General features: G+C 45.8%; 23 protein-coding genes and 1 other annotated feature. Of the genes, 4 read left to right on the top strand and 19 right to left on the bottom strand.

The genetic code is table 11. The annotated features are described in order from the left end of the window. The first annotated feature begins 38 nt into the window (after positions 1–38). Positions 39–1,451, top strand: a complete 1,413-nt coding sequence (gndA, locus tag BLV90_RS02710) for an NADP-dependent phosphogluconate dehydrogenase (RefSeq protein ID WP_091735794.1) — start codon at positions 39–41, stop codon at positions 1,449–1,451. A 100-nt stretch (positions 1,452–1,551) separates the two neighbouring features. On the opposite strand, the gene BLV90_RS02705 is transcribed toward gndA, so the two are convergent. From BLV90_RS02705 to BLV90_RS02680, 6 genes are all read right to left on the bottom strand, one after another. Continuing rightward, complete coding sequence (locus tag BLV90_RS02705; RefSeq protein ID WP_245726225.1) at positions 1,552–2,697, bottom strand: ABC transporter permease; 1,146 nt, start codon at positions 2,695–2,697, stop codon at positions 1,552–1,554. Between the two features lie 37 nt (positions 2,698–2,734). Beyond that, positions 2,735–3,649 (bottom strand): ABC transporter ATP-binding protein, encoded by a 915-nt coding sequence (locus BLV90_RS02700; protein WP_091735787.1) that lies wholly within the window; start codon positions 3,647–3,649, stop codon positions 2,735–2,737. A gap of 29 nt (positions 3,650–3,678) precedes the next feature. Continuing rightward, entirely contained in the window at positions 3,679–4,395 is a 717-nt protein-coding gene (locus BLV90_RS02695; protein ID WP_091735784.1) for an ABC transporter permease, read from the bottom strand. Next, positions 4,392–5,105, bottom strand: a complete 714-nt coding sequence (locus BLV90_RS02690; RefSeq protein WP_091735781.1) for an ABC transporter ATP-binding protein — start codon at positions 5,103–5,105, stop codon at positions 4,392–4,394. The genes BLV90_RS02695 and BLV90_RS02690 overlap by 4 nt, the downstream gene beginning before the upstream one ends. Continuing rightward, positions 5,102–5,494 carry a GntR family transcriptional regulator gene (locus tag BLV90_RS02685; protein ID WP_091735778.1) on the bottom strand — a complete coding sequence of 131 codons (393 nt, stop codon included), beginning with the start codon at positions 5,492–5,494 and terminating at the stop codon, positions 5,102–5,104. The genes BLV90_RS02690 and BLV90_RS02685 overlap by 4 nt, the downstream gene beginning before the upstream one ends. A gap of 139 nt (positions 5,495–5,633) precedes the next feature. Further along, positions 5,634–6,365 carry a polysaccharide deacetylase family protein gene (locus BLV90_RS02680; RefSeq protein WP_091735775.1) on the bottom strand — a complete coding sequence of 244 codons (732 nt, stop codon included), beginning with the start codon at positions 6,363–6,365 and terminating at the stop codon, positions 5,634–5,636. Positions 6,366–6,515: 150 nt separating this feature from the next. On the opposite strand from BLV90_RS02680, the gene BLV90_RS02675 reads away from it, so the two are divergent. Then, positions 6,516–8,189 (top strand): pyruvate oxidase, encoded by a 1,674-nt coding sequence (locus BLV90_RS02675; RefSeq protein ID WP_091735771.1) that lies wholly within the window; start codon positions 6,516–6,518, stop codon positions 8,187–8,189. A 123-nt stretch (positions 8,190–8,312) separates the two neighbouring features. Here BLV90_RS02675 and BLV90_RS02670 read toward each other — a convergent pair whose 3' ends face one another. From BLV90_RS02670 to BLV90_RS02640, 7 genes are all read right to left on the bottom strand, one after another. Continuing rightward, positions 8,313–9,290 (bottom strand): S66 family peptidase, encoded by a 978-nt coding sequence (locus tag BLV90_RS02670; RefSeq protein WP_091736250.1) that lies wholly within the window; start codon positions 9,288–9,290, stop codon positions 8,313–8,315. A 137-nt stretch (positions 9,291–9,427) separates the two neighbouring features. After that, positions 9,428–10,384: a branched-chain-amino-acid transaminase gene (gene ilvE, locus BLV90_RS02665; RefSeq protein ID WP_091735767.1), complete on the bottom strand. Its 957-nt coding sequence runs from the start codon at positions 10,382–10,384 to the stop codon at positions 9,428–9,430. 247 nt (positions 10,385–10,631) lie between these two features. Then, on the bottom strand, positions 10,632–11,501 hold the full coding sequence (gene pheA, locus BLV90_RS02660) for a prephenate dehydratase (protein WP_091735764.1): 870 nt from the start codon (positions 11,499–11,501) through the stop codon (positions 10,632–10,634). Then, positions 11,498–12,454, bottom strand: a complete 957-nt coding sequence (gene thrB / locus BLV90_RS02655; protein ID WP_091735762.1) for a homoserine kinase — start codon at positions 12,452–12,454, stop codon at positions 11,498–11,500. Before thrB ends, pheA begins: the two co-directional genes overlap by 4 nt. Beyond that, entirely contained in the window at positions 12,441–13,517 is a 1,077-nt protein-coding gene (thrC, locus tag BLV90_RS02650; RefSeq protein WP_091735759.1) for a threonine synthase, read from the bottom strand. The genes thrB and thrC overlap by 14 nt, the downstream gene beginning before the upstream one ends. Then, positions 13,517–14,815: a homoserine dehydrogenase gene (locus tag BLV90_RS02645; protein ID WP_091735756.1), complete on the bottom strand. Its 1,299-nt coding sequence runs from the start codon at positions 14,813–14,815 to the stop codon at positions 13,517–13,519. Before BLV90_RS02645 ends, thrC begins: the two co-directional genes overlap by 1 nt. Positions 14,816–14,839: 24 nt before the next feature. Continuing rightward, the gene (locus BLV90_RS02640) at positions 14,840–15,286 is read right to left on the bottom strand and encodes an ACT domain-containing protein (RefSeq protein ID WP_091735753.1); all 447 of its coding nucleotides are present in this window, start codon (positions 15,284–15,286) and stop codon (positions 14,840–14,842) included. A 145-nt stretch (positions 15,287–15,431) separates the two neighbouring features. On the opposite strand from BLV90_RS02640, the gene BLV90_RS02635 reads away from it, so the two are divergent. Together BLV90_RS02635 and BLV90_RS02630 are read left to right on the top strand one after the other, a co-directional pair. Beyond that, positions 15,432–15,908 carry a low molecular weight protein-tyrosine-phosphatase gene (locus BLV90_RS02635; protein WP_091736247.1) on the top strand — a complete coding sequence of 159 codons (477 nt, stop codon included), beginning with the start codon at positions 15,432–15,434 and terminating at the stop codon, positions 15,906–15,908. Between the two features lie 225 nt (positions 15,909–16,133). Further along, the gene (locus BLV90_RS02630; RefSeq protein ID WP_091736244.1) at positions 16,134–17,354 is read left to right on the top strand and encodes a NupC/NupG family nucleoside CNT transporter; all 1,221 of its coding nucleotides are present in this window, start codon (positions 16,134–16,136) and stop codon (positions 17,352–17,354) included. A gap of 53 nt (positions 17,355–17,407) precedes the next feature. Here the strand turns inward: BLV90_RS02630 and obgE are convergent, their stop codons facing one another. The 6 genes from obgE to BLV90_RS02600 all read right to left on the bottom strand — a co-directional run bounded on the left by obgE (position 17,408) and on the right by BLV90_RS02600 (position 22,476). Then, positions 17,408–18,694, bottom strand: coding sequence for a GTPase ObgE (gene obgE / locus BLV90_RS02625; protein WP_091735750.1), 1,287 nt, complete (start codon positions 18,692–18,694; stop codon positions 17,408–17,410). A gap of 33 nt (positions 18,695–18,727) precedes the next feature. Then, the gene (locus tag BLV90_RS02620) at positions 18,728–19,435 is read right to left on the bottom strand and encodes a Spo0B domain-containing protein (RefSeq protein WP_091735747.1); all 708 of its coding nucleotides are present in this window, start codon (positions 19,433–19,435) and stop codon (positions 18,728–18,730) included. Positions 19,436–19,553: 118 nt separating this feature from the next. Then, positions 19,554–19,850: a 50S ribosomal protein L27 gene (gene rpmA, locus BLV90_RS02615; RefSeq protein ID WP_091735744.1), complete on the bottom strand. Its 297-nt coding sequence runs from the start codon at positions 19,848–19,850 to the stop codon at positions 19,554–19,556. A gap of 14 nt (positions 19,851–19,864) precedes the next feature. After that, a complete protein-coding gene (locus BLV90_RS02610) occupies positions 19,865–20,206 on the bottom strand; it encodes a ribosomal-processing cysteine protease Prp (RefSeq protein ID WP_091736241.1) in 342 nt (113 codons plus the stop codon). Between the two features lie 10 nt (positions 20,207–20,216). Continuing rightward, entirely contained in the window at positions 20,217–20,528 is a 312-nt protein-coding gene (gene rplU, locus BLV90_RS02605) for a 50S ribosomal protein L21 (protein ID WP_091735742.1), read from the bottom strand. 12 nt (positions 20,529–20,540) lie between these two features. Then, positions 20,541–20,613: a sequence feature (ribosomal protein L21 leader region), on the bottom strand. A 105-nt stretch (positions 20,614–20,718) separates the two neighbouring features. After that, the gene (locus tag BLV90_RS02600; RefSeq protein ID WP_091735738.1) at positions 20,719–22,476 is read right to left on the bottom strand and encodes an ABC transporter substrate-binding protein; all 1,758 of its coding nucleotides are present in this window, start codon (positions 22,474–22,476) and stop codon (positions 20,719–20,721) included. Positions 22,477–22,519: the final 43 nt, after the last annotated feature.

Below are 22,519 nucleotides of genomic sequence, written 5' to 3'. Positions count from 1 at the left end.
ACTCTAATTAGTAACGACGCAGAAAGGGATGAGCACTTTTGTCAAAACAACAGATCGGAGTTATTGGCCTTGCCGTTATGGGGAAAAATCTTGCACTCAATATCGAGAGTCGCGGCTTCTCCGTAGCAGTCTATAACCGCACCCCTGATAAAACAGAAGAACTTCTCCAAGAAGCACAAGGAAAAAATCTAGTTGGCGCAACTAGTCTCGAAGAATTCGTCAACTCACTAGAATCTCCTCGCCGTATCCTTCTCATGGTGAAAGCTGGAGAGCCTACGGATAATACTATCGCTAGCCTTACCCCTCTACTTGATAAAGGGGATATCCTTATCGATGGCGGTAATGCTTTTTTTGAAGATACTCGCCGGCGCAATCGCGAGTTAGAAGAAGCTGGTATTCGCTTTATCGGTGCAGGAGTTTCCGGGGGAGAAGAAGGAGCACTCAAAGGACCTTCCATCATGCCTGGTGGGCAGGAAAGTGCTTATCAACTGGTGGAGCCTATCCTAACGGCTATCGCAGCCAAGGTTAATGGGGAGCCCTGCACTACCTATATCGGTCCTGATGGCGCTGGACACTATGTAAAAATGGTGCACAACGGAATTGAATACGGCGATATGCAACTGATAGCAGAGGCTTATCATTTGATGAAAGATGGTTTGGGTCTTACCAATGAAGAACTTGCGGATACATTTAAGGAATGGAACCAAGGCGAATTAGATAGCTACCTCATCGAAATCACCGCCAACATTTTTACTAAAAAAGATGAAGAGACCGGGGAAGCGCTTGTCGACCTTATCTTGGACACTGCAGGACAAAAAGGAACAGGAAAATGGACAAGCCAAAGTGCTCTTGACTTAGGCGTTCCCCTCTCCATCATCACCCAATCAGTCTTTTCTCGTTTCCTCTCCGCTATGAAGGAAGAGCGGCAAAAAGCATCTCAAATCTTAAATGGTCCGGAAGCTGGCATTTCCACTGAAGATAAGAAAAAGTGGATTGAAGCCATCCGACAAACGCTTTATACCAGTAAAATCTGCTCTTATGCCCAAGGGTTCGCTCAAATGAAAGTAGCTAGTGAAGAGTATGGCTGGGATCTTGATTATGGTAAGATCTCGATGATCTTCCGTGGTGGATGTATTATTCGTGCTCGCTTCCTCCAAAACATCAAGAATGCATACGACAAGGATCCCAATCTCGCCAATCTCTTGTTAGATCCTTACTTCCAAGAAATCGTGGACAACTACCAGGCCTCCTGGCGCAAAGTGGTCGCCCTTGCTGTGCATAGCGGTATTCCTGTTCCTGGAATGTCGAGTGCCCTCGCCTATTATGATAGTTATCGTTTAGAGCGACTTCCTGCCAATCTCCTTCAGGCCCAGCGAGACTATTTTGGTGCTCATACCTATCAACGGGTAGACAAGGAAGGTACCTTCCACACCGAATGGTTAGAAAAATAACGTTCATCTGACCCACTAAAAGAACTCCCCTTGGATCAAAAATTCCAAGGGGAGTTCTTTTTATTGTGAGTAACCCTCATTAAACGACGAATCGATCTCCTTAACTTGTCGCTGAACGCAGAAAGCGATTAAATTGGACCAAAGCAAGTAACAATCCCGCCACACCAATAATCAAGAGGAATCCTAACGTTTGCTCCACATCTCCAAGGTGAGCCCCTCGAATCATAACATCTTGGAAGCCTTTTTGTGCCCAGTACTGTGGTGTAAAGCGTCCGATCACCTGAGCAAAGGATGGTAATAAATCAAAGGGAAACCATAGACCACCGATCACTGCCCCACCCAATGCTATCAATTGAGTAAAGGCCAATCCCTGGTTTTCGCCCCGTACGAACAAGGATAGTGCGAGACCAAGACCGGTTCCACAAATTGCGAGGCAGAATACAATCGCCGCAATGGCAAGACTGTCCCCAAGATTTAGGTCATATACCACGTGTCCAAATGTGAGCAGGACCGTACATTGAATCAACACCATGATGAGTGCTGGTACCCACATCCCGATGAGATAATTGAGTGGCTTCATCGGTGTACTACGTAGACGAGCGATCATTCCTGACTCTCGTTCGCGGAAAAAGCGCCGTACCATGGTTATCATGATATAAAAGACAAACATCACTGTATAACCGGGTACAAATTGAGCCATTGGACTGCCCACTTTCCCATTCTCCTCAATATCGCGAATTTGCAGGGGAGATGCCATCATTTTTTTCACTTTCGTAGCATCTTTTTCTACTGCCATCAATTCAGCAGAGAGTTTGCGATCATGATAACCATTTGAGATGTTCGCCAATACAGCTCGAATCGGGGAAACGGAATCTTCAGAGGATGAATCCCGATAGAACTTTACATTCACTGGGGATTTACCCGACTGCACTTTTTCGCCAAAGCCTTTCGGAATCACGAGCAAGGATGATAACTTTCCTTTTTTGATTTCCTTTACCTGCTGTTCCAGTGAAGTAGATTTCGTCTTATCCACTTTGAAGCCGTCTACTTTATCAACCTGACGGATAAAGGCTTTGGATGCCTTTGAACCATCTTGATCCATGTAGTTCACTGTGACTGTACTACTTTCATTCCCAAAAACGGAACCAAATAGGACGATAAAAAGCATTGGCATAATGAGGAGAAAAAAGAAACTTCCCTTTTCTCGTACAAGGATTTTCAACTCTTTTATAATGATGCTAAACACCAATCAACGCCTCCTTCGTTTCTCCTACCACCCCTACCTAGTCCCGTAGCTGAGTACCTGTTAGCGATAAAAACACACTTTCCAGTGAAGGGCGAACAATTTCCAATCGAGTCACCTTAGCACCGACATCGGAATTTAAGAAATAGAGCATGGTCTCCTTCAGCTTTTCAGTTTCAATCATCCATCCTTCCCCTTGCGGGTACGTACGGATCGCTCCTGGAGAAGTAGGCGGTTCTTTCAGTGTGGGTGCCTCAACATAAATCGCCCGCTGACTATACTCTTCTAACAGCTCATGCAAATGCCCCTGGGCGATGATCTTTCCATGGTCGATGATGGCGATATCATCACAGAGCGCCTCTACCTCTTCCATGTAATGAGTCGAGTAGATCAGTGTAACCCCTTCTTTTTTCAACATTCTAATCATATCGAAAATATGATTTCGCGATTGGGGATCGATCCCTACAGTAGGTTCATCCAGGATTAATACCTCTGGCTTGTGCAGGAGGGCCGCTGCAATATTGACACGACGTTTCATTCCACCAGAGAAGGTTTCTACTGCATCCTTACTACGATCCTTCAAGCCGATTTGTTCTAACACTTCCTTGATTCGCTGTTGAAGTTTCTTACCACGAACCCCATACATTTCACCAAAAAACTTCAGGTTGTCATAGGCACTTAGCTTTTCATATAAGGTGATCGACTGGGGAACATACCCTACCCGCTGACGTAAACCTTTTCCCTTCTCGGAAGCATCGATCCCTAACATATGGACGCTCCCTCTATCAGCCTCAATGATTCCGGTAAGAATTTTCATCGTTGTGGACTTCCCTGCTCCATTGGGACCTAACAAACCAAAACAAGTGCCTGATTTTACCGAGAAAGTTACTCCCTGTAGTGCCTGTTTTTGATCGTAGGATTTTTGGAGATGATCAATTACCAATGCTTCTTCCATGATTTATCCTCCTTTCGTTCTCCAAACACTTATAAGACAGCGTGTTGATCCAGAATATGGGTAGCAAGGCGAACCACCCCCAGTGTAACGATCCAACTGACTGCAATAATCCCCAACATCTCTCCCCCTGTAAGTGAAGCCGTTAGGAACAGCCAGGCAAGTATATTGATCACAATGAGTGAAAGGATCCATAGGAGAGGAAACATAGGACGAAACATAGACTTACGTATTACCCAATTCAAGATTCCCACCCCTATAGCGAAGGGACTCAAACTGATAAAGAGGACGTACCACTGTCCCCCTTTTACCAAGACGTCGAATATTTCACTCCCCTTTCCTTCTAAAGCCATGACATATAGGATGAAAATAAACAAAGCGATATAAATCACTGCTGATGTTTTTACCCAGCGGATCAAATTAACGAAAAATTTTGCCGTCAACAACGTTCCTCTGGAATATGGAAGGGAAAGCCACCAACCAGCGGTCTCATTGTCCCATTCCTTCTGAACACTTTTTCCAGCTCTTGCTGTAGCCCAAAATAGCATTCCCCAGTTGAAATACCAAATTTCTTTAAATTTCGTCTCTCCTTGAATCCCTAGGTACGTAGCAATGCCAGCAACAATGACCAACGCAAGGGCACCATAGATCGTTATCCACTTCTTTGGCATAGAAGTACTTCCACTTCTTTCTCTATGCCGTGTCTTCGATCTCAATTCATTTTTAATGAGTAACCGTAAAGTAGTCACCGCCCTCTACCTCCATGAGACATTTTTCCTACTAGTTCAACCATCGAGCCATGTTTGGCACGTAACTCTTCTGCTGGCCCACTTAACTCAACTCGTCCTTCGTTCATAAAAAACACAGAGTCAAACAAACCTTCCGCCTCATAAATCTCATGGGTACTGATCAAGATGGTCTGCTCCCGTTCCGTAACACGGTCGATTAACGCATCAATAATCCGCTCTCGTGATGGGGTATCGATCCCAGTAAAGGGTTCATCCAGAACGATCAAAGGAACATTCCGGGCGAGACACATGATCAGCATTAAACGAGCTTCCTGTCCTTTACTCATGCCATCGACACGCATCTTTTTGTCAATCTCCATCCAATCAGCCAACTCATTTGCTTTTGAGGCATCAAATCCAGGTAAAAGATCCATCCCCCACTGAAACGCACCTTCTACCGTATGATCTCCATACCAGCGAGCACGATCAGGAAGATAGGCAATCTGGTGATTATTGTTCCAACCCGGCTTTCGACCCAAAACGGAAATCTCTCCACTGTCTGGCTGATTCAACCCTAAAATTAAACGAAACAACGAGGATTTCCCTGAACCATTGGGGCCAAGAATACCCACAACTTGATGTGAGGGAATCTTGACGGTTATATCCTGCAAAGCAGTACGGGTACCAAAAGTTTTTTTCACATCCTGACAACGTACAACAACATCCATCATTCCTTATCCTCCTTCTTGCGCTGGATTACCAACTGGATATCGTCAACGGTATAACCCAGGTTCTCCATCTTACCTAAAAACTCATCAATCACTTGTTCCGCCCACTCCGAGCGAAAATCATCCACCTTTTCTTGGGCACTCGTGATAAACGTCCCTTGCCCACGCCGCGTTTCAGTCAACCCATCTCGTTCCAACTCTTTGTATGCGCTCATTACAGTATTGGGGTTAATTTTTAGTCCATGGGCTAACTCTCGTACGGATGGGATTTTTTCTCCCAAAGCGATTTCCCCCCTAGCAATAGCCCCTCGCATTTGCTCGACAATTTGTTCATACAACGGTTGGCTAAAATCCAATCCCAACCGTAAGATGCCAATCTCTTGTTCATCCACATTCCTCCCTCCAATCAGTGAACAACAGACTCAACCATTCAGTGTACTAAGTGTATTACATCTATTAATACACATGCAAGGGGTAGCTCTAAAAAAGGGCAAAAAAAATGGCCCTCCACAGAGCCCTTTTTCAATCTCATCATTTTTTATGTTTGCTAAACGGCAGCAACTCTGACACTGAAACAAAGCGATATCCCTTCTTTTTCAAGATAGGGATAATATAGTTCAACGCCACCGCCGCCCGCGGTTCTGAATCATGGAATAGCACGATGTCCCCATTACTGGCACCAGATATTACCTGCCGGACAATTCGTATCACACTCCGCTTTCTGTAATCCTGTGTATCTTGATCCCAGGACCAGAGAATCATCTGATGTTTTGTTTTTTTAGCGACTTTTATGATCTTGTCATTATAATAACCGCCAGGTGATCTCATCAAATGTGTCTTCGTACCTGTGTTTTTAAAAACCACGGCTTGTGTTTTTTCAATCTCCTCTTTTAATTTTTGAAGAGAAAGACGTCTAACCCCTGGATGGCTGTACGTATGATTGGCTAACTCGTGTCCTTCTTTACGGATCCGGCGCGTCAATTGAGGTTCTCTTATTACATTTTTACCCACAACAAAAAAAGTGGCTTTCACATGATGCCTTTTTAAGGTTTTTAGGATACGACGTGTATAAACTGGATGTGGGCCATCATCAAAGGTAAGGGCAATTTTTTTTCCCGCCTTTGGTACCTCCCATACAATGTCCCCGCGTCGTTCATAGTACCAGCGGTTTTTCTTTTGCCCATCTCCTTGTGCATTGGCAACCGTGGTAAAAATGAAAATTAAACAACCGATCCCCAGCACCCATATATGCCGTTTTCCCATGTACACGCACCCCTCTACTACAAAATAGGATTCGAACTCGGGATCTTCTTTATACATAACACATCTTTCTCTATAGATCCGAACATACTCAAAATGACCCGATCTTTTGGATTCAGTCATCAAGGAGATTTCTCACAAGGAGGCACCACTATGTTTGAACAAACAGCCGGTGAAGCATTAATCGAAATCCTCACGGACTGGGGAGTGGAATACATTTTTGGTATGCCCGGCGATTCCATTAATATGTTGATGGAACCTATCCGCAAACAAGATAAAATCCGTTTTATCCAAGTCAGACACGAAGAAGTTGGCGCTTTAGCTGCCGCCGCCTATGCAAAATTGACAGGTAAATTAGGCGTCTGTTTAGCCATTGCAGGGCCTGGAGCTATCCATCTCTTAAATGGCCTTTATGATGCAAAATTAGATGGTGCTCCCGTCCTGGCCATTACAGGGCAAGTAGAGAGTGACTTAATTGGTACTGATTTCTTTCAAGAGGTTAATCTTGACCGCCTGTTTGATGACGTCGCACTCTATAATCAGCGCATAATGTCTGCTGAACAATTACCCGTTGTGGCTAATCAAGCGATTCGCATGGCGTTAACCCATCATAGTGTCTCTCATCTGAGCATCCCTGATGACATCCCTCACTTTCGGGTAAACCGAGAAGCACGCCGTACCAATTCTATTCTTGTAAAAAGCATTCCGATGGCCGAGCCTCATAATCTGGATCAAGCTGTTCAGTTGTTGGCCAAGCCAGGAAACACCGTTATTTTGGCGGGACGCGGTACCCATAGTGCCCGTGAGGAACTTCTCAACTTCGCTCTCAGTCAAAAAGCACCGATTGTGCTCTCTCTTCCTGGAAAGGGAGCCATTCCAGATGACCACCCCTATTGCCTAGGGGGGCTTGGGCTCCTTGGCACAAAACCTGCTTATCATGCAATGAAAGAGGCAGATACCCTGCTGATGATCGGCACCTCTTTTCCTTTCACCGGCTTCCTGCCAAAGAAAGTTAACACCATCCAGATCGATATCAATCCTGCTCAAATTGGAAAACGTTATCCAGTGGATGTCGGTCTCGCTGGGGATGCTGGACTCACTTTGCGTACGTTAAACGAGCGTTTAATTGAAAGAGGCGAAGATGAATTTCTCAAACAATGCCAAAGTCGCATGAAGGACTGGCATGCAAAGATGACCCAACAAGGTCAGGAAGAGCTTCTACCTTTGCGCCCCCAGACTGTTCCTGTACTTCTACAGGATATTCTAGAGCCAAATGCGATCATCTCTTGTGATGTAGGTAATGTTACCGTCTGGATGGCACGAAATTTCCGTATTTCGCAGCAACAATTCATCACATCGAGCTGGCTGGCTACCTTGGGTTGCGGTCTACCTGGAGCCATCGCGGCCAAATTGGCCTACCCCGATCGCCAGGTTGTAGCCGTCGTGGGTGACGGAGGATTTGCGATGACGCTCTCGGACTTTGTAACGGCTGTAAAGTATCAACTTCCCCTTGTCGTCATTGTGTTGAACAATGCCAAAATCGCGATGATTAAATACGAACAAGAGAGTATGGGTAATGCAGAATTTGGTACAGATCTTACCAACCCAGACTTTGCTCGTTTTGCAGAGGATTGTGGGGGAATCGGGATCACAGTACATACACGGGATGAGCTAGTCGCAGCCCTACCTAAAGCATTCTCGGCTAGCAAACCAGTGATTTTGGATGTATTTGTCGATCCAGGAGAAGCACCCATGCCTGCTCACATCACCTTTAGTCAAGCTAAAAATTACGCCATTCATTTGGTAAAAGAGTGGATGGCTGATTAACAATATTCCTAGCTCGACAACATAAAAAATAGCTAACACCTGACTCACTTTTCCAATGGATCCGTGTAATCAGGGTTAACTATTTTTTATTGTTTATTAATAGAAATAATGGCTTTTCTATACTCAATGCTCATCGATAATGACTTGAGCACCCTCTTCGGTCACTGTTAACCGGGCTACCCCTCCGATGGGGTAAGTAATGAAAGGGGTCGTATGGCCAAAGTCGACGTTAGCCACTACAGGAATAGGGTGTAGTTCAGGCTTTGTGTTGTGGATTTTCTTTAAAAATTCATGGCTCATTTGACTCTCTCGTTGAAATCGTCCGATGACTACCCCCCTTACCTTATTAAAACTGGGTTGGTGAAGTAACGCTTGTAGGTTACGATCCCATATTTCTGGGCTGGAAAGGTAATCATCTTCTAAAAATAAGATGGTATTGCGCAAATCGGGCATATATTCTGTACCCAAAAGGAGATTTAGTGTACATAAGTTCCCACCAACAATTCTCCCTTGCGCTTCTCCAGGGGAAAGCGAAAGCCAACCAGTCGTTGGATCAAATTGACGATTCTTTTGATCAAGATACCATTCATCATCACTCCAAGTAGGTGCTTCTTCGATCGAAAATGGAGCGGTTTCCATGACACATTTACAAAAATACGCCAGGGTGTAATCGAACCCTTTTTTCATACCAAAGCTAGAAAAAGCAGGACCACTATAGGTAACGACACCTGCCTTTGCCAAGATGGCATTCTGTAAAGCGGTGGTATCTGAATAGCCACAAAAAATTTTGGGGTTTTTTCGAATCAACGAAAAATCCAAGCCTGACAGTAGTTGATTAGAATTAAACCCTCCAATCACTGTAAGAATACCCTTTACATTCGGATCAGCAAAGGCTTCATGTAGATCCTGCAAACGGCTTCTCACGGAGGAAGAATGAAATTCATCCATCTCCTCAACATGATCCGAAAAAGTAACCCTTAAGCCTAGATGCTCTAAACGATGCCGGGCAATTTCTCGTACATCTTGTGCGATAATTCCTAAACTTCTGGATGGAGCGACAACACGAACTTCATCTCCTGGAGCTAGTTTTGGAGCAATAATCAACACTCTCCCCCCATTTCCTTTAACTCCAAACAGACACCGATTAAAATAACTCTGAAAATCTTATTTTATACTAACCAATTAAATAAAAAAAGACAAGGAGAATATCCAACTCCTTGTCTTTTATCATAATTCTTTTATCCAGCATGCCCAGCAGTTGCAGCCTTAGCCTGCTTCTCTACAGCCGTTAGTTTTGGTTCTTCCGTATCTTCTGGATATGCTTGGCTGCCATCCACAGTAACCAGTCCACGGAACTCCTCCAAGAGATGATTAGTAATTGGGCCTGGTTTCCCGTCTCCAACAACACGTCCATCTACTTTTACCACGGCGATTACCTCTGCAGCCGTACCTGTGAGGAATACCTCATCCGCTACATATACATCGTGGCGGGTAAAGGGTTCTTCTTTTACTGTATAGCCATGGCGATCACATAAATCGATAATGGCCTGGCGAGTAATCCCCTCTAATGCTCCGATATAGCCTGGAGGTGTGTAGAGAGTGCCCTTTTTGATAATAAAAATGTTATCGCCCGATCCCTCAGCAACATACCCTGCTTGGTTTAGCATCAATGCTTCCCCTACACCCGCTTGGTTAGCTTCTAACTTCACCAAAATATTATTCAAATAGTTAAGCGATTTGATCTTGGGATTTAAAGCATCCGGTACATTCCGCCGTGTGGGTACGGTCATGATGGATACCCCTTCATCATACATTCGCTGAGGAAACATCGCTACTTGATCAACAATAATGATCACCTGTGGCTCTTTACACGTAGCGGGATTTAAGGAGAGATCTCCTTTTCCACGCGAGACAACAAGCCGGATATAGGCATTTTTCAAGTCATTCTTACGAACTGCCTGTAGAACTAGCTCTTCCATTTCTTCTATCGTGTATGGGATTTCCAAGAGAATGGAATGGGCCGATTCATACAGTCTTTTGAGATGATCCCGCAGCCGGAATACATTTCCCTCATAGGCTCGGATACCTTCAAAAATGCCATCTCCATATAGAAAGCCATGATCAAAAATGGACACCGTGGCTTCTTCTTTCTTCACATAATCTCCATTCATATACACCCAACGTTGTTCTTCCATCGGATTGCACCCCTATTCCCATTTGATAGATAAAATGAAAAGCCTTCAAGCGCAGTCTGAAATAAAAAAATCAGAACCTGCCGCATGAGGCTTTTTTCCCCACGGTGTACACTGTTTTCAGTGCGGCACCACTTGGACCAGGCCTCTAACATAATAGAGCGGAACCCTAGATGCCCTCCTGATCATGCAAAATTGCGCACTATTGATTTAACGACGATTATAGGCCCTCGGTACTTTCTTTGTCAACCTAGGAACCCTTAATTTTTCGATAATCATAACAAGGGTAGGAACCCATCTGACGTACCTGACAGCCCCAGCTTTCTACATCGGCAATTGCTTTTTTCATCCGAGGATGATTTCCTTCTTCTATATCAATAAAAAAATAGTAGGTGCCTAATTTTTTCTTTGTCGGTCGTGACTCGATACGGGATAAGTTGATCTTTTCCTTTACAAAGGATTGAAGCACCTGATGTAGAGCCCCTGGATAATCAGAAGGGAGAGAGACGAGTATGCTTGTTTTCTGATGTTCCCAAGAACTGTGAGGGTGCGTCCAAGACTTTCCCACTGCAATAAATCGAGTAAAATTATTATGATAATCCTGAATCGATTCAGCAACCATTTCTAACCCATAGAGTTGATGGGCCGTTGAGCTACCGATTGCTACCCAGGATTCGTCAGCATGATCCCGTACCTTCCGTGCCGCATCTGCGGTACTATCGACATAGGTGATGGTAGCATTTGGTAGATGCTCTCGCAAAAAACCGCTACATTGTGCTACTGCCTGAGGGTGTGAAAGGATACGTTTCACCTCGGTAAGAGGTAACTCCCGCTGATTGGGGTGGATCATCAGATGCTGGGCAATCGGATAAACCAATTCCCCGGTGATCGGCACCTGTACATGGTGTACCAACCAATCGAGGGTAAGAGTGACCGACCCTTCAATCGCATTTTCCACTGGAACAACACCGTATAAAAATTCCCCCTGATCCACTGCTGTTAAAACATCAGGGATTGAATCACAAGGGACAAGTTGATAACCCTCCTCAGGAAATAGGGACCTTGCCGCCTCGTAGGTAAATGTTCCACGTGGGCCTAGATAAGCGACCGACTCGTTCATCGATTCTCTCCTTTTATTTTTCCCACCACTTTACTAGGAGCTACATCCTTTGTCAAATGAAGAGTGACTCCCTCTGAGCATGAATCAAGGCGAAGAATCCGTACGGAGGTACTATTCTTACGAAATACACTTTCCATATAGTGGAATGTCTTTTCTTCATCCTCTGTAAAAGCAATCACCGTAGGACCAGCGCCTGATAACGCCACACCAATCGCTCCCTGATTGGGTGCCTCGCTGATCAATTCCTCTAAGCCAGGTATCAAGGAGAGCCGGTAAGGTTGATGAAATCGGTCCTGCATCCCTACTCGTAACGCCTCACGATCTCCCGTCAACATCGCCGCTGTGAGTAAATTGGCCCGACTGCTTGCTAAAACTGCATCAGCGTGTTCCATATGGTCAGGGAGAACTTCCCGAGCACGGGAAGTAGCTAGAGAAGTATCAGGGATTGCTACTAGGATAGGAAAAGGGGGAGCTTGTGCCTTTACACAATGGGCTTTCTCACCATCCCAGGAAGCGATGACTACCCCGCCATAAAGAGAGGCCCCAACGTTGTCCGGGTGACCTTCCCATTTCGTTGCCAATTGAAAAAGCTCATCCTTGGAAAAAGGATTGTCCAGGAGATGATTAGCCGCCATCAGACTACCGACAATCGCCGAAGCACTTGATCCAAGTCCTCTCGCTAGCGGAATCTCACTTTCCACTTCGATGCGCATTGAAGAAAAGGATTTTCCCGCCTGGTGAAACAATGGCTCCATCACCCGAAAAATGAGATTCTCCTCGCTCTGGTTCAACCTAGCTAACTCATTCCCAACAGCGTGGAACTGTAATTCGTCTGAGGGCTCTACACGTAGATAGAGAAAACGATTTAGCGCAAGGCCTATCGAGTCAAATCCAGAGCCGAGATTAGCCGTACTGCCTGGTACTTTTACCTCAAAGGGTTCAAACTCCCTCATAGGCCCTCTCTCCTTCGCCTTGCACCGCCTTTAAGACAGCGTCTTTATCACAGGGGATCTTTTTCGGCTTGATTTCTATTGCCTCCATAGCAGTGGAGGGGTCTTTCAATCCGTTGCCCGTTAAAACACAAACTACCTGTGCCCCAGTAGGGATATCCCCTTTCTGAATGTGCTTCTTTAAACCCGCCACCGAAGCCGCAGAGGCTGGTTCGCAAAATACACCTTCGTTACCGGCTAACTCCCGATATGCTTCTAAGATTTCCTCATCCGTTACACTATCGATTAAGCCACCCGATTCCTTAGCGGCATTCACTGCCGTCTCCCAACTAGCAGGGTTTCCTATCCGTATCGCAGTCGCCACTGTCTCAGGGTGCTCCACCCGTTCTCCTCGTACAATGGCCGCTGCCCCCTCTGCCTCAAATCCACACATACGAGGAAGACGGGAGCTAATACCTTGTTCATGATATTCCTTAAACCCTTTCCAATAGGCTGAAATGTTCCCCGCATTTCCTACCGGAATCGCCAAGATATCAGGGGCATCGCCCAATCGATCACATACTTCAAAGGCCGCTGTCTTTTGCCCTTCAATCCGGTAAGGATTAACCGAGTTCACCAGGGTGACATCGGAATCCTCAGCGATCTGGCGCACGATTTCTAAGGCCTGATCAAAATTTCCCTCTACCGCTAATACTTCGGCACCGTGTACTACTGCCTGAGAGAGCTTTCCTAAAGCTACATGGCCATCGGGTACAACAACGATACAACGAATTCCCATCCGTGTAGCAAAGGCCGCCGCAGAGGCTGAGGTATTCCCAGTAGATGCACAAATCACCGCACGGCTCCCCTCTTCTACCGCCTTTGCAATGGCTAACACCATCCCACGGTCCTTAAAAGAGCCTGTTGGATTAAATCCCTCCACTTTTAAATGAAGGTCAATCCCCCATTTTTCAGACAAATGAGAAGCATGGATTAGTGGCGTATTTCCTTCGTGTAAGGTTAGAGCAGGGGTCTTTTCTGTTACCGGCAAAAATGAACCATATCGGGCGATAATTCCTTCTTTCATTACTCGCTTCCTCCCTCGACACGATAATAGCTTTGGATTGACTGAACAGCTTCCAAAGAGGAAGCCTTACCTTGTATACGTTCCAATTGGTGACGACTAGCTAAATGAGTGATCAGGATAATCTCCGCCCCGTTTCCTCTATAGGGAAGTTGAAGTACCTTTTCGAGACTAACATTTTCATTGGCAAAAATCATGGTTAGTTTGGCTAACACTCCTGCTTCATCCAGTACATGCAAGCGCAAAAAATGTTTAGAACGAATCTCTCCAGGGGATTTCAAATTGCATTCTTGATAGGGAGCTACGGTTCCCCTTCCGTTTACCCCAAGACGTCGATTCTTCACTACAGTTACCAAATCCGAGACTACTGCCGTTGCAGTAGGCATCGCACCCGCTCCGGGGCCATAAAACATCGTCTCCCCTACAGCCTCCCCATATACTGTCACAGCATTAAAAACACCATCGACCGAAGAAAGAGGGTGACTGAGCGGCAAGAGTACAGGTTGTACACTTACTTCTACTTTCCCGTTATCCCTTTGCGCGATACCAACCAATTTAATCCGATAACCCAATTGATGTGCAAAACTTACATCTTCCTGGGTTACATCAGCGATCCCCTTGACCGCTACACCGGATAGGGGCATATCGATATGAAAGCCTAAGGTTGCTAAGATTGCCATCTTCCGCGCCGCATCAAGACCATCCACATCTGAAGTAGGGTCCGCCTCAGCATAACCAAGGTCTTGGGCCTGACTTAAGGCTTCCTCAAACAATGCCCCTTCTCGCTCCATCTCTGTCAGGATGTAATTGGTCGTCCCATTGACGATTCCAACCATCTTCGTGATCCGATCCGAGGAAAATCCCTCTACCAATGCCCGCAAAATAGGGATACCACCTGCGACACTTGCTTCATAAAAGACATCGCATTGCTTTTCAGCCGCTACGGAAAGAATCTCCCCACCATGTAGGGCGATCAAGTCTTTATTGGCAGTAATCACATCTTTACCACGTTCCAATGCGCGCAAAATATACTCCCGGGTAAGGTCAATCCCTCCCATCACTTCAACGACAACATCGATCTCATCATTCTCCAAAATTTGTGCTGGATCATCTGTCAACAACTCTTGCAACTGTACGGATCGTTCTTTACTGGCATCCTGTACAAGCACCTTGGTAATCTCAATCCGTTGCCCGGTTTGTTTTTCTAAATCATCCCTGTGGTCTTCTACCAAACGAACAACCCCAGATCCTACTGTTCCAAGTCCCATCAACCCTACACGAACAACATCCTTTTGTTGCATCTCTTCCCACTCCCTCTCTGCTCTTTACTCTCCACGCGCCACGATCGACGCTCGGTGAACCCCATCTAATTCTTGGATACCTTCTACTAAGGCTGTTACATCCGCATTTATTTGGGCTGTATCGAGAGACATCGTCACACCCGCCATCCCTTGCAAGGGAATCGTCTGATTAATAGTCAATACATTTCCGCGTTGTAAGGTGAGGTAGGAGAGAATCCCTGATAAAACACCCGATCGATGCTCCAAGCTGAGAGAGACTGTAATGATCTTCTCTTTCATCAAAGCGTTAAATGGGTAAACCGCGTCCTTGTATTTATAAAAGGAGCTACGACTCATACCTACTTGCTCCACTGCATCCTGAACCGTTTGCACAGCTCCAGAAGCAAGTAACTCCTTTGCTTCTACCGTTTTTTGTACCGCTTCAGGTAACATATCCGAACGAATCAGATAATAAGTATCGTTCTGAGCCAACTCGCCGTCCTCCTTTTAAGAACATTTGTCTTCATATAACGGACATTATAGAAGTCCTAGAAACAGAATGCAAGAATTTTTTTTTAGAGAAAATGAATCCCCTGTGTTAAGATGGACGTTAATGATCGAAAATGGAGGCGATAAGATGATTTCCATGTTATTCGTTTGTCTGGGTAATATCGCCCGCTCTCCGATGGCAGAAGCTGTACTAAGACACCGGTTAGAAGAAGCAGGACTCCAAGACCAAATACGTGTCGACTCTGCTGGTACTGGGGATTGGCATGTTGGAGAATCTCCTCATAAGGGTACTCAAAATCTCTTACGTAAAAATGGAATCTCCTTTCAAGGAATACAAGCTCGGCAGTTTCATGAGGGGGATTTTTCAGCCTTTGACTATATCATTGTGATGGATGAAAGCAATTACACCAATGTGACTTCTCTTAAACAAGACGGTGAATCCTCACATGTTCACCGTCTTGTCGACTTCATTCCAGGCACTCCCTATAAGGAGGTTCCTGACCCTTATTTCACAGGAGATTTTGAGGAAACCTACCGTTTGGTGAATGCGGGATGTCAAGGAATCCTGCAGATGATTCAGGAGAAGCATGAGCTGCCCAACTAATTTCTATTTTTCTATCCTATGTAAAAAAACAACAACTCAAAGCGCATCCTCCACTTCGAGTGGATCATCGGATTGCTTTGAGTTGTTGTTTAAAAGCCCTACATAATCTAATACCTACAGGACAACCTATCTTTTATCAATGTACTCATAACAGTAAGAACCCCTATAAAACACACCCCTCTTACATAAACACGCACTTTGAAACGGAGTGGTTTCATGAATTTATTGAATTTTTTATGGGGCCTCTGTGGGATCGTTGGCATCCTGCTGATTGCCTTTCTTTTCTCCAACAATAAACGGACGATTCCCTGGCGAACTTTGCTCGTGGGACTTCTCATTCAATTTCTCTTCGCTTTTATGGTGCTTAAATGGTCTGCTGGACAAGCTGGACTCAAATGGTTTAGTGCTCGAGTAACGGACCTGATCAACTTTTCCAACGTTGGTATCAAGTTTTTATTTGGTGATTTAATCAGTGGGAAAGGAGCACCTATTTTTGCCTTACAAGTTCTCCCCGTGATCATCTTTCTCGGTGCTCTGATTGGGATTCTGTATCACTGGGGCATTATTCAATGGATTATTCGAATTCTTGGAGGAGCTATTGCCTACTTATTAGGAACCAGTCGGGTGGAATCCCTCTCCTCGGTTGCGACTGTCTTTCTCGGACAATCGGAAGCACCTCTTTTGATTCGACCCTTTATCCCAAAACTCACTTCTTCAGAGCTCTTTACCATTATGACCAATGGATTCGCCTCTGTTGCTGGTTCTACCCTTGTCAGCTATGCGCTTCTTGGTATTCCTCTTCCTTACCTTTTAACAGCCAGTATCATGGCGGCTCCCGCAGGCCTTGTCATCTCAAAATTGATGTTCCCTGAGACAAAGCGAACAGAGACAGCAGAAGAAATCACTATGGTCCATGATAAAGAGTCCGTCAATGTAATCGATGCCGCTACCAAAGGAGCCTTGGATGGGCTTCGCCTCGCGATCAATGTAGGAGCATTACTTCTTGCTTTCATCTCCCTGATCGCTATGTTAAATGGGCTCCTTGGCGTTATCGGATCGTGGTTCGGCTATCCCACAATCACCTTTCAAACACTCCTCGGTTATATCCTATCTCCGATTGCTTTTCTTATCGGCGTTCCCTGGTCAGAGGCTGTTACGGCAGGTGGATTTATCGGTCAAAAAGTCGTTGTCAACGAATTTGTCGCATACAGTTCCTTAGGTCCTGTCATCGATACCCTCTCACCTGTCACAGCTACAATCATCACCTTTGCCCTGTGCGGGTTTGCTAATTTCTCCTCGATTGCCATTCAAATCGGAACCATCGGCGGGTTAGCCCCTTCCCGTCGAAGTGATGTAGCCCGGCTCAGTTTAAAAGCCCTGCTCGCAGGTACCTTGGCCAACCTCCTTAACGCAACGATCGCTGGAATTTTGATACGGATGTTCTAACACAGCTCAAAAAAACGGCCTCGTACTGGATTCGCTCCAGTGGAGGCCGTTTTTTAATCACGGAATTCAAATTCCATCTCATCGATTCGCACTGTATCGCCATCCTTTGCCCCATGTGCACGCAGTCCATCATCTACACCCATCACCTTCAAAGTGTGTGCAAAACGGCGAATCGCTTCATCATATTGAAAGTTGGTCATTCGGATCAACTTCTCTACTCGGGGTCCTTCAACAACAAAGATTTCGTTATCTCGGCGAATGGTGAAAGCCTCCTCAGGCTCTTCTGCCTGATACACCTTCTGCTCTGACTCTTCGGATACAGGTTCCAGCACCTCATCCACTTTAGGTAAACTATCCAATTGATCTGCTACAGAGTAGAGGAGTTCCTCGATCCCCGAACGAGTCGCTGCGGATACAGGGAAGACAGGAACTCCTTCACCAACCGCCTCACGAAAAAGCTCCAGATTTTCTGTGGCTTCAGGTAAATCCATCTTATTGGCAGCCACAATTTGCGGACGATCCGCTAACCCCGCACGATAAAGGGCAAGCTCCTCATTAATCTGTACCCAATCTTGATAGGGGTCCCGTCCTTCAGACCCTGCCATATCGATCACATGGACCAACACTTTCGTTCTCTCCACATGGCGCAGGAACTGATGGCCAAGACCTACTCCTTCATGGGCTCCTTCAATCAATCCAGGAAGATCTGCCATCACAAAACTACGACCATCCGGGGTTCCCACCAGCCCCAAATTGGGAGCGATGGTAGTAAAATGATACGCACCAATCTTCGGCTTCGCTGCGGATACAACAGACAACATTGTTGACTTCCCTACACTCGGATAGCCGACGAGCCCCACATCTGCGAGGAGTTTCAGCTCCATCTCCACATAGCGTTCGACTCCGGGCTCTCCGTTTTCTGATATATAAGGTGCTGGGTTTTTCGGTGTAGAAAAGCGAATATTTCCTCGGCCACCACGCCCACCCTCGGCAATAACTGCCTCCTGACCATGTTGCGTCAAGTCGGCAATGATTTCACCTGTATCAGCATCCGTCACCACCGTACCAGGTGGGACACGAACGATCATAGGGGATGTCGATTTTCCATGTTGGCTCTTTGAACGACCATGCTCCCCTGCCTTTGCCTTAAAATGCTTCTGGTAGCGAAAATCCATCAAGGTACGTAGCCCTTCGTCAACGACAAAGACGACATCGGCTCCACGACCACCATCGCCCCCTGCGGGACCACCATTGGCCTCATACTTTTCTCTACGGAAGGCGACCATCCCGTTGCCACCATTGCCACCTTTTACGTAAATCTTGACCTTGTCAACAAACATCGTCTCTTCCCCCCTTTCAACTAGCTCTCGTTTCTAGGCTACAAAACGCATAATGAAGACGCCTTCCTCTGCTTGCTCAACCAGGGTTCCACCTTGTTTTCGTATAGTATCCCTCAACGTTGTCCACTCACTCGAAGCTACTTCCAATTCTGAAGGAAAATCCGGTTGTACAGTAATAATCCAAGTGGATTGTTCCTTTTCAACCCGTAGCCATACTTCTTCAGGCTCTAGCAATGTTTTCCCTTGCACATGAAGCCACTGAACAACCTGCTCTAATCCCTGATAAAGGGACTCTCCCCACTTTGGCTGGATCGTTTTTAGCTCCTCGCTTACTTCTACGATCCATCGCCATTCAGGAACCCGCTGATTCAATGTGGAGAGTGAAAGTGCTAAAGGCGGATAGCCTACTGTAGCCGCCTCCCTCTCTTGACGGGCAACATCGGTTAGCTCTCTGAGAAAAGGAAGGATCTTCTCCTGCCGCTTCATGCTCAGATAGCCCATTATCACCTGTACATGGTTTAACCAGTCATGACGGTAGCGACTTAACAAATGTAAGCTACCCTGGGCACTTTCAATTCTCTCTTTCTTCTGTGTCTGCCGAAGGCTATGTAAATAGAGAGTAAGCGTGATAACGCCTAGGGGTAATCCTAATTTCCATCCCCAGGGCTGTATCGCCATCACAAGGATGCCACACATGATCCAAACGATTCCACTATCCCAAGAAACTCCATTGGTTCCCATCTTCGACCGCTCCCATCCGGTTCAAACCTCCGCCTTCCTAATTGTAATGGAAACCCGTCCACGAAAAAACCCCGACCGTAAACGGCCAGGGTCGTAGTTGCCCCGATTGAGGATCAGCTTAAACCGCTTCCGTAGCGACTTTAGCATAAACGCTGACCCGCTTTTTATCGCGACCCATGCGCTCGAATTTTACAACGCCGTCCACTTTAGCGAAGAGAGTATCGTCGCCGCCGCGGCCTACATTGGTTCCTGGGTAGATTTTCGTACCCCGTTGACGAACCAAAATGCTACCAGCGCCTACTTCTTGGCCATCCCCACGCTTCACGCCGAGACGCTTCGAGATGCTGTCACGGCCGTTCTTTGTGGAGCCAACCCCTTTCTTCGAGGCGAAGAACTGCAGGTTCATTTTCAACATGGAGTCCACCTCCTTCAAAGAGTGTTTTCTGTAACTTTTACGAATGAACGATATTCATCAGCAATGGATTGGAGAGAAGTCGCCATCGCCTCCATCAAAAGGCGAACCCGTTCTTCCACATCGGGAGCTAATCCTTTAGGAAGCTGACACTCTAGGTGACCCCCTGATACTTCATCCGCATCCCCATGAATGCGGACACCAAGTAGCTTTTCCGTAGCATTTGCTAATCCGATAGCAACGCCAGAAACCGCCGCACAGACGATGTCCCGACCATATTCACCAAAATCAGCATGCCCATCCATCACTACTCGCTCCAACCGTCCCTGTGAATCACGGGTAATCGTCACTTGAATCATATCAACCAAATCAACCTTCGATTTTTTCGATGATGACCTTGGTGAAAGGCTGACGATGCCCTTGCTTCCGCTTGTAGTTCTTTTTTGGCTTATACTTAAACACTGTCACTTTTTTAGCTTTACCTTGTTTGTCCACTTTACCCGTCACTTTCGCGCCAGATACGAGTGGAGCACCCACGGTAGTGTTGTCCTCTTTACCGATGAGCAACACCTTGTCAAAGGTAACGGCTTCTCCTTCAGCGGCTGCTAGCTTTTCTACGTAGATAGCTTGGCCTTCTTCTACACGGTATTGCTTACCGCCGGTTTCGATCAATGCGTACATTCCGGGACCTCCTTCTGTGTGAAGACTCGCCGAAGTCGGGTGGACTTACCATGTCCTTATAACCCGATCCGTGCGGTACTGCCTGGCTCCCGGAGAGCAGGCTCAGATTACACAACCGAAATCTTACCACAGGAACTGGTAGATGTCAATGTAGAACAGGATTCAGGGCGGATTTGCCATGGAGTTTTTATCACATCCATAGATCACGGTAGTCGATCCATCCTTGTGCATTGATCGAACTTCCTTTCACATCCGCTGAAGAGAAGGTCCTTATATGATTCTGATACAAGCTAATATATGCCCGTTCTTCCCTTAGTTTTTGATCAATAGCGATTAATTGTTGTAGGCGTAGAGCATGATGTTCCTTTTGGCGAAGTTCTGTTACTCGATTCTGGATAAAACCTTTAAGCTCCTCAGATAAAAGATGCTTTAAAAAGCTATTTTCATTAAAAAATAGCTCCAACATGGAGACTTCCACCAAATCATCTATGGTCGTTTCATCGAGGATAATATCTGCAAATTGCATCGTTTCCACCTTTAACAACTCAGCAACGGATACCAGATGAAGCTCTATACGAATCCCCACCGAAGCGCACTGCTTCTGAATCCATACTGCATCTTCTTGATGGTCTCTATCATCAAAGGTGTATAGGTGAAGGGGGATTTTTTGCTCCGGAAGCTGCCGCAAGAGTTCTTCGATTCTTTCCTTACATTCCCTCTTCTTAACTAATTCTTTTTCATGATCAGCCAGGATGGACTCTGTCACTTTCCCTCGATCTCCGCCAAGTTCTTGGATCATTTTCTCTCGAACCAATAGTAGCTCGAGCACTTCTCGAAAGCGAGGATCTGACGGGTAACCTGGTTTGTTTAAATTACAAAGGAGCATCATTACGTTCGATGCCGTTTTTGCTTCAACCTTCCATTGTTGTAGATCCTCCTCCCTATATTTTTGCAAGTTTCCTACAGAGTGAATAGATATTTCAATACGATCAAGGATCGCCCGTTCACGAAAGTACACTTCAAATTTCTCCATCACAAGCATGGCATGATCATTGCGCAGAAGCTTAAAGGGCCCTGTTCCCATAGGGAAACGAAAAAAATCCCTTCCTATTTCTTCACAATAGTGAGCCGGTATGATCGAAAGATGCTCATTACTTAGTATCTGTAAAAATAGCGCATCCGCGTCCTTTAAGAGGATATCTACAGTGTAATCATCCGAAGCAGTCACTGAAGCCATATTCTCGGTCATCCAACAATATGAGCTCCGCTCTAACCTCTCTAATGAATAAACCACATCCTCCGCCACCAAGAAAGGACCATGATGAAACCTCACTCCTCGTCGCAGGTAAAATCGCCACGACCGTCCAGTCGAATCTCTTTCCCAATGATGGGATAAGTGAGGTTCAACATGATTCCGCTCTGGATGATAGATGAGCAATGGATCAAAAAGTTGTTTAATGATATGACATTCTGAACGAAGATACCCATACGCTGGGTCTAAATGAAGGAATGGTTTCTCATAGGAGAAGCGAAGAATGTTTTCCCCTTGTAGATGATTCGGTTCCCACTTAAGCATGCTCCATTGGCTATTTAACCACATCTCAAACCGTTCTCTTATGTATGGAAACGATTCACTGTAATTCGTAACCAGCGCAGTTGCCCCTTGAATATCCCACACTTGTACATACTCCTTGGCCACACTTAGGAGTAACTCATCAGGCTCTCGTAAAAAGATGATCTTGGATCGATTTCCCCGCCCACGACCAGGAATCCAAGTAATCCAGTGTAAGGAGCTTAGCTTATGAAGGATTAGCTGAGCATTTCTCTGTGTACAGCAAAGGGTTTCTGCAATCTCGTTAAGAGTAACTTCTCCCTTTTCCCCTATAACAGCGTGTCCTATAACATTGTACAAACGAAGATAGTGATCCACCTGGTGCAGATGACCCAATCAGAGACCCCCTCATAAAAGACGAAAATATTTTAATGAAAAT

Origin of the sequence: Marininema mesophilum (assembly GCF_900106775.1) — a bacterium.
Classification (GTDB): Bacteria; Bacillota; Bacilli; order Thermoactinomycetales; family DSM-45169; genus Marininema; species Marininema mesophilum.
Note: the sequence above shows the minus strand (reverse complement) of the source record. Positions and strands in the feature narration are given on the sequence as shown.

Excerpts from the sequence above, each read along its gene's own strand:
- BLV90_RS02700 (WP_091735787.1), bottom strand. The coding sequence starts at position 3,649 with ATGGAAGAAGCATTGGTAATTGATCATCTCCAAAAATCCTACGATCAA.
- BLV90_RS02690 (WP_091735781.1), bottom strand. The coding sequence starts at position 5,105 with ATGATGGATGTTGTTGTACGTTGTCAGGATGTGAAAAAAACTTTTGGT.
- BLV90_RS02680 (WP_091735775.1), bottom strand. The coding sequence starts at position 6,365 with ATGGGAAAACGGCATATATGGGTGCTGGGGATCGGTTGTTTAATTTTC.
- BLV90_RS02675 (WP_091735771.1), top strand. The coding sequence starts at position 6,516 with ATGTTTGAACAAACAGCCGGTGAAGCATTAATCGAAATCCTCACGGAC.
- ilvE (WP_091735767.1), bottom strand. The coding sequence starts at position 10,384 with ATGGAAGAACAACGTTGGGTGTATATGAATGGAGATTATGTGAAGAAA.
- pheA (WP_091735764.1), bottom strand. The coding sequence starts at position 11,501 with ATGAACGAGTCGGTCGCTTATCTAGGCCCACGTGGAACATTTACCTAC.
- thrB (WP_091735762.1), bottom strand. The coding sequence starts at position 12,454 with ATGAGGGAGTTTGAACCCTTTGAGGTAAAAGTACCAGGCAGTACGGCT.
- thrC (WP_091735759.1), bottom strand. The coding sequence starts at position 13,517 with ATGAAAGAAGGAATTATCGCCCGATATGGTTCATTTTTGCCGGTAACA.
- BLV90_RS02645 (WP_091735756.1), bottom strand. The coding sequence starts at position 14,815 with ATGCAACAAAAGGATGTTGTTCGTGTAGGGTTGATGGGACTTGGAACA.
- BLV90_RS02635 (WP_091736247.1), top strand. The coding sequence starts at position 15,432 with ATGATTTCCATGTTATTCGTTTGTCTGGGTAATATCGCCCGCTCTCCG.
- obgE (WP_091735750.1), bottom strand. The coding sequence starts at position 18,694 with ATGTTTGTTGACAAGGTCAAGATTTACGTAAAAGGTGGCAATGGTGGC.
- BLV90_RS02620 (WP_091735747.1), bottom strand. The coding sequence starts at position 19,435 with ATGGGAACCAATGGAGTTTCTTGGGATAGTGGAATCGTTTGGATCATG.
- rpmA (WP_091735744.1), bottom strand. The coding sequence starts at position 19,850 with ATGTTGAAAATGAACCTGCAGTTCTTCGCCTCGAAGAAAGGGGTTGGC.
- BLV90_RS02610 (WP_091736241.1), bottom strand. The coding sequence starts at position 20,206 with ATGATTCAAGTGACGATTACCCGTGATTCACAGGGACGGTTGGAGCGA.
- rplU (WP_091735742.1), bottom strand. The coding sequence starts at position 20,528 with ATGTACGCATTGATCGAAACCGGCGGTAAGCAATACCGTGTAGAAGAA.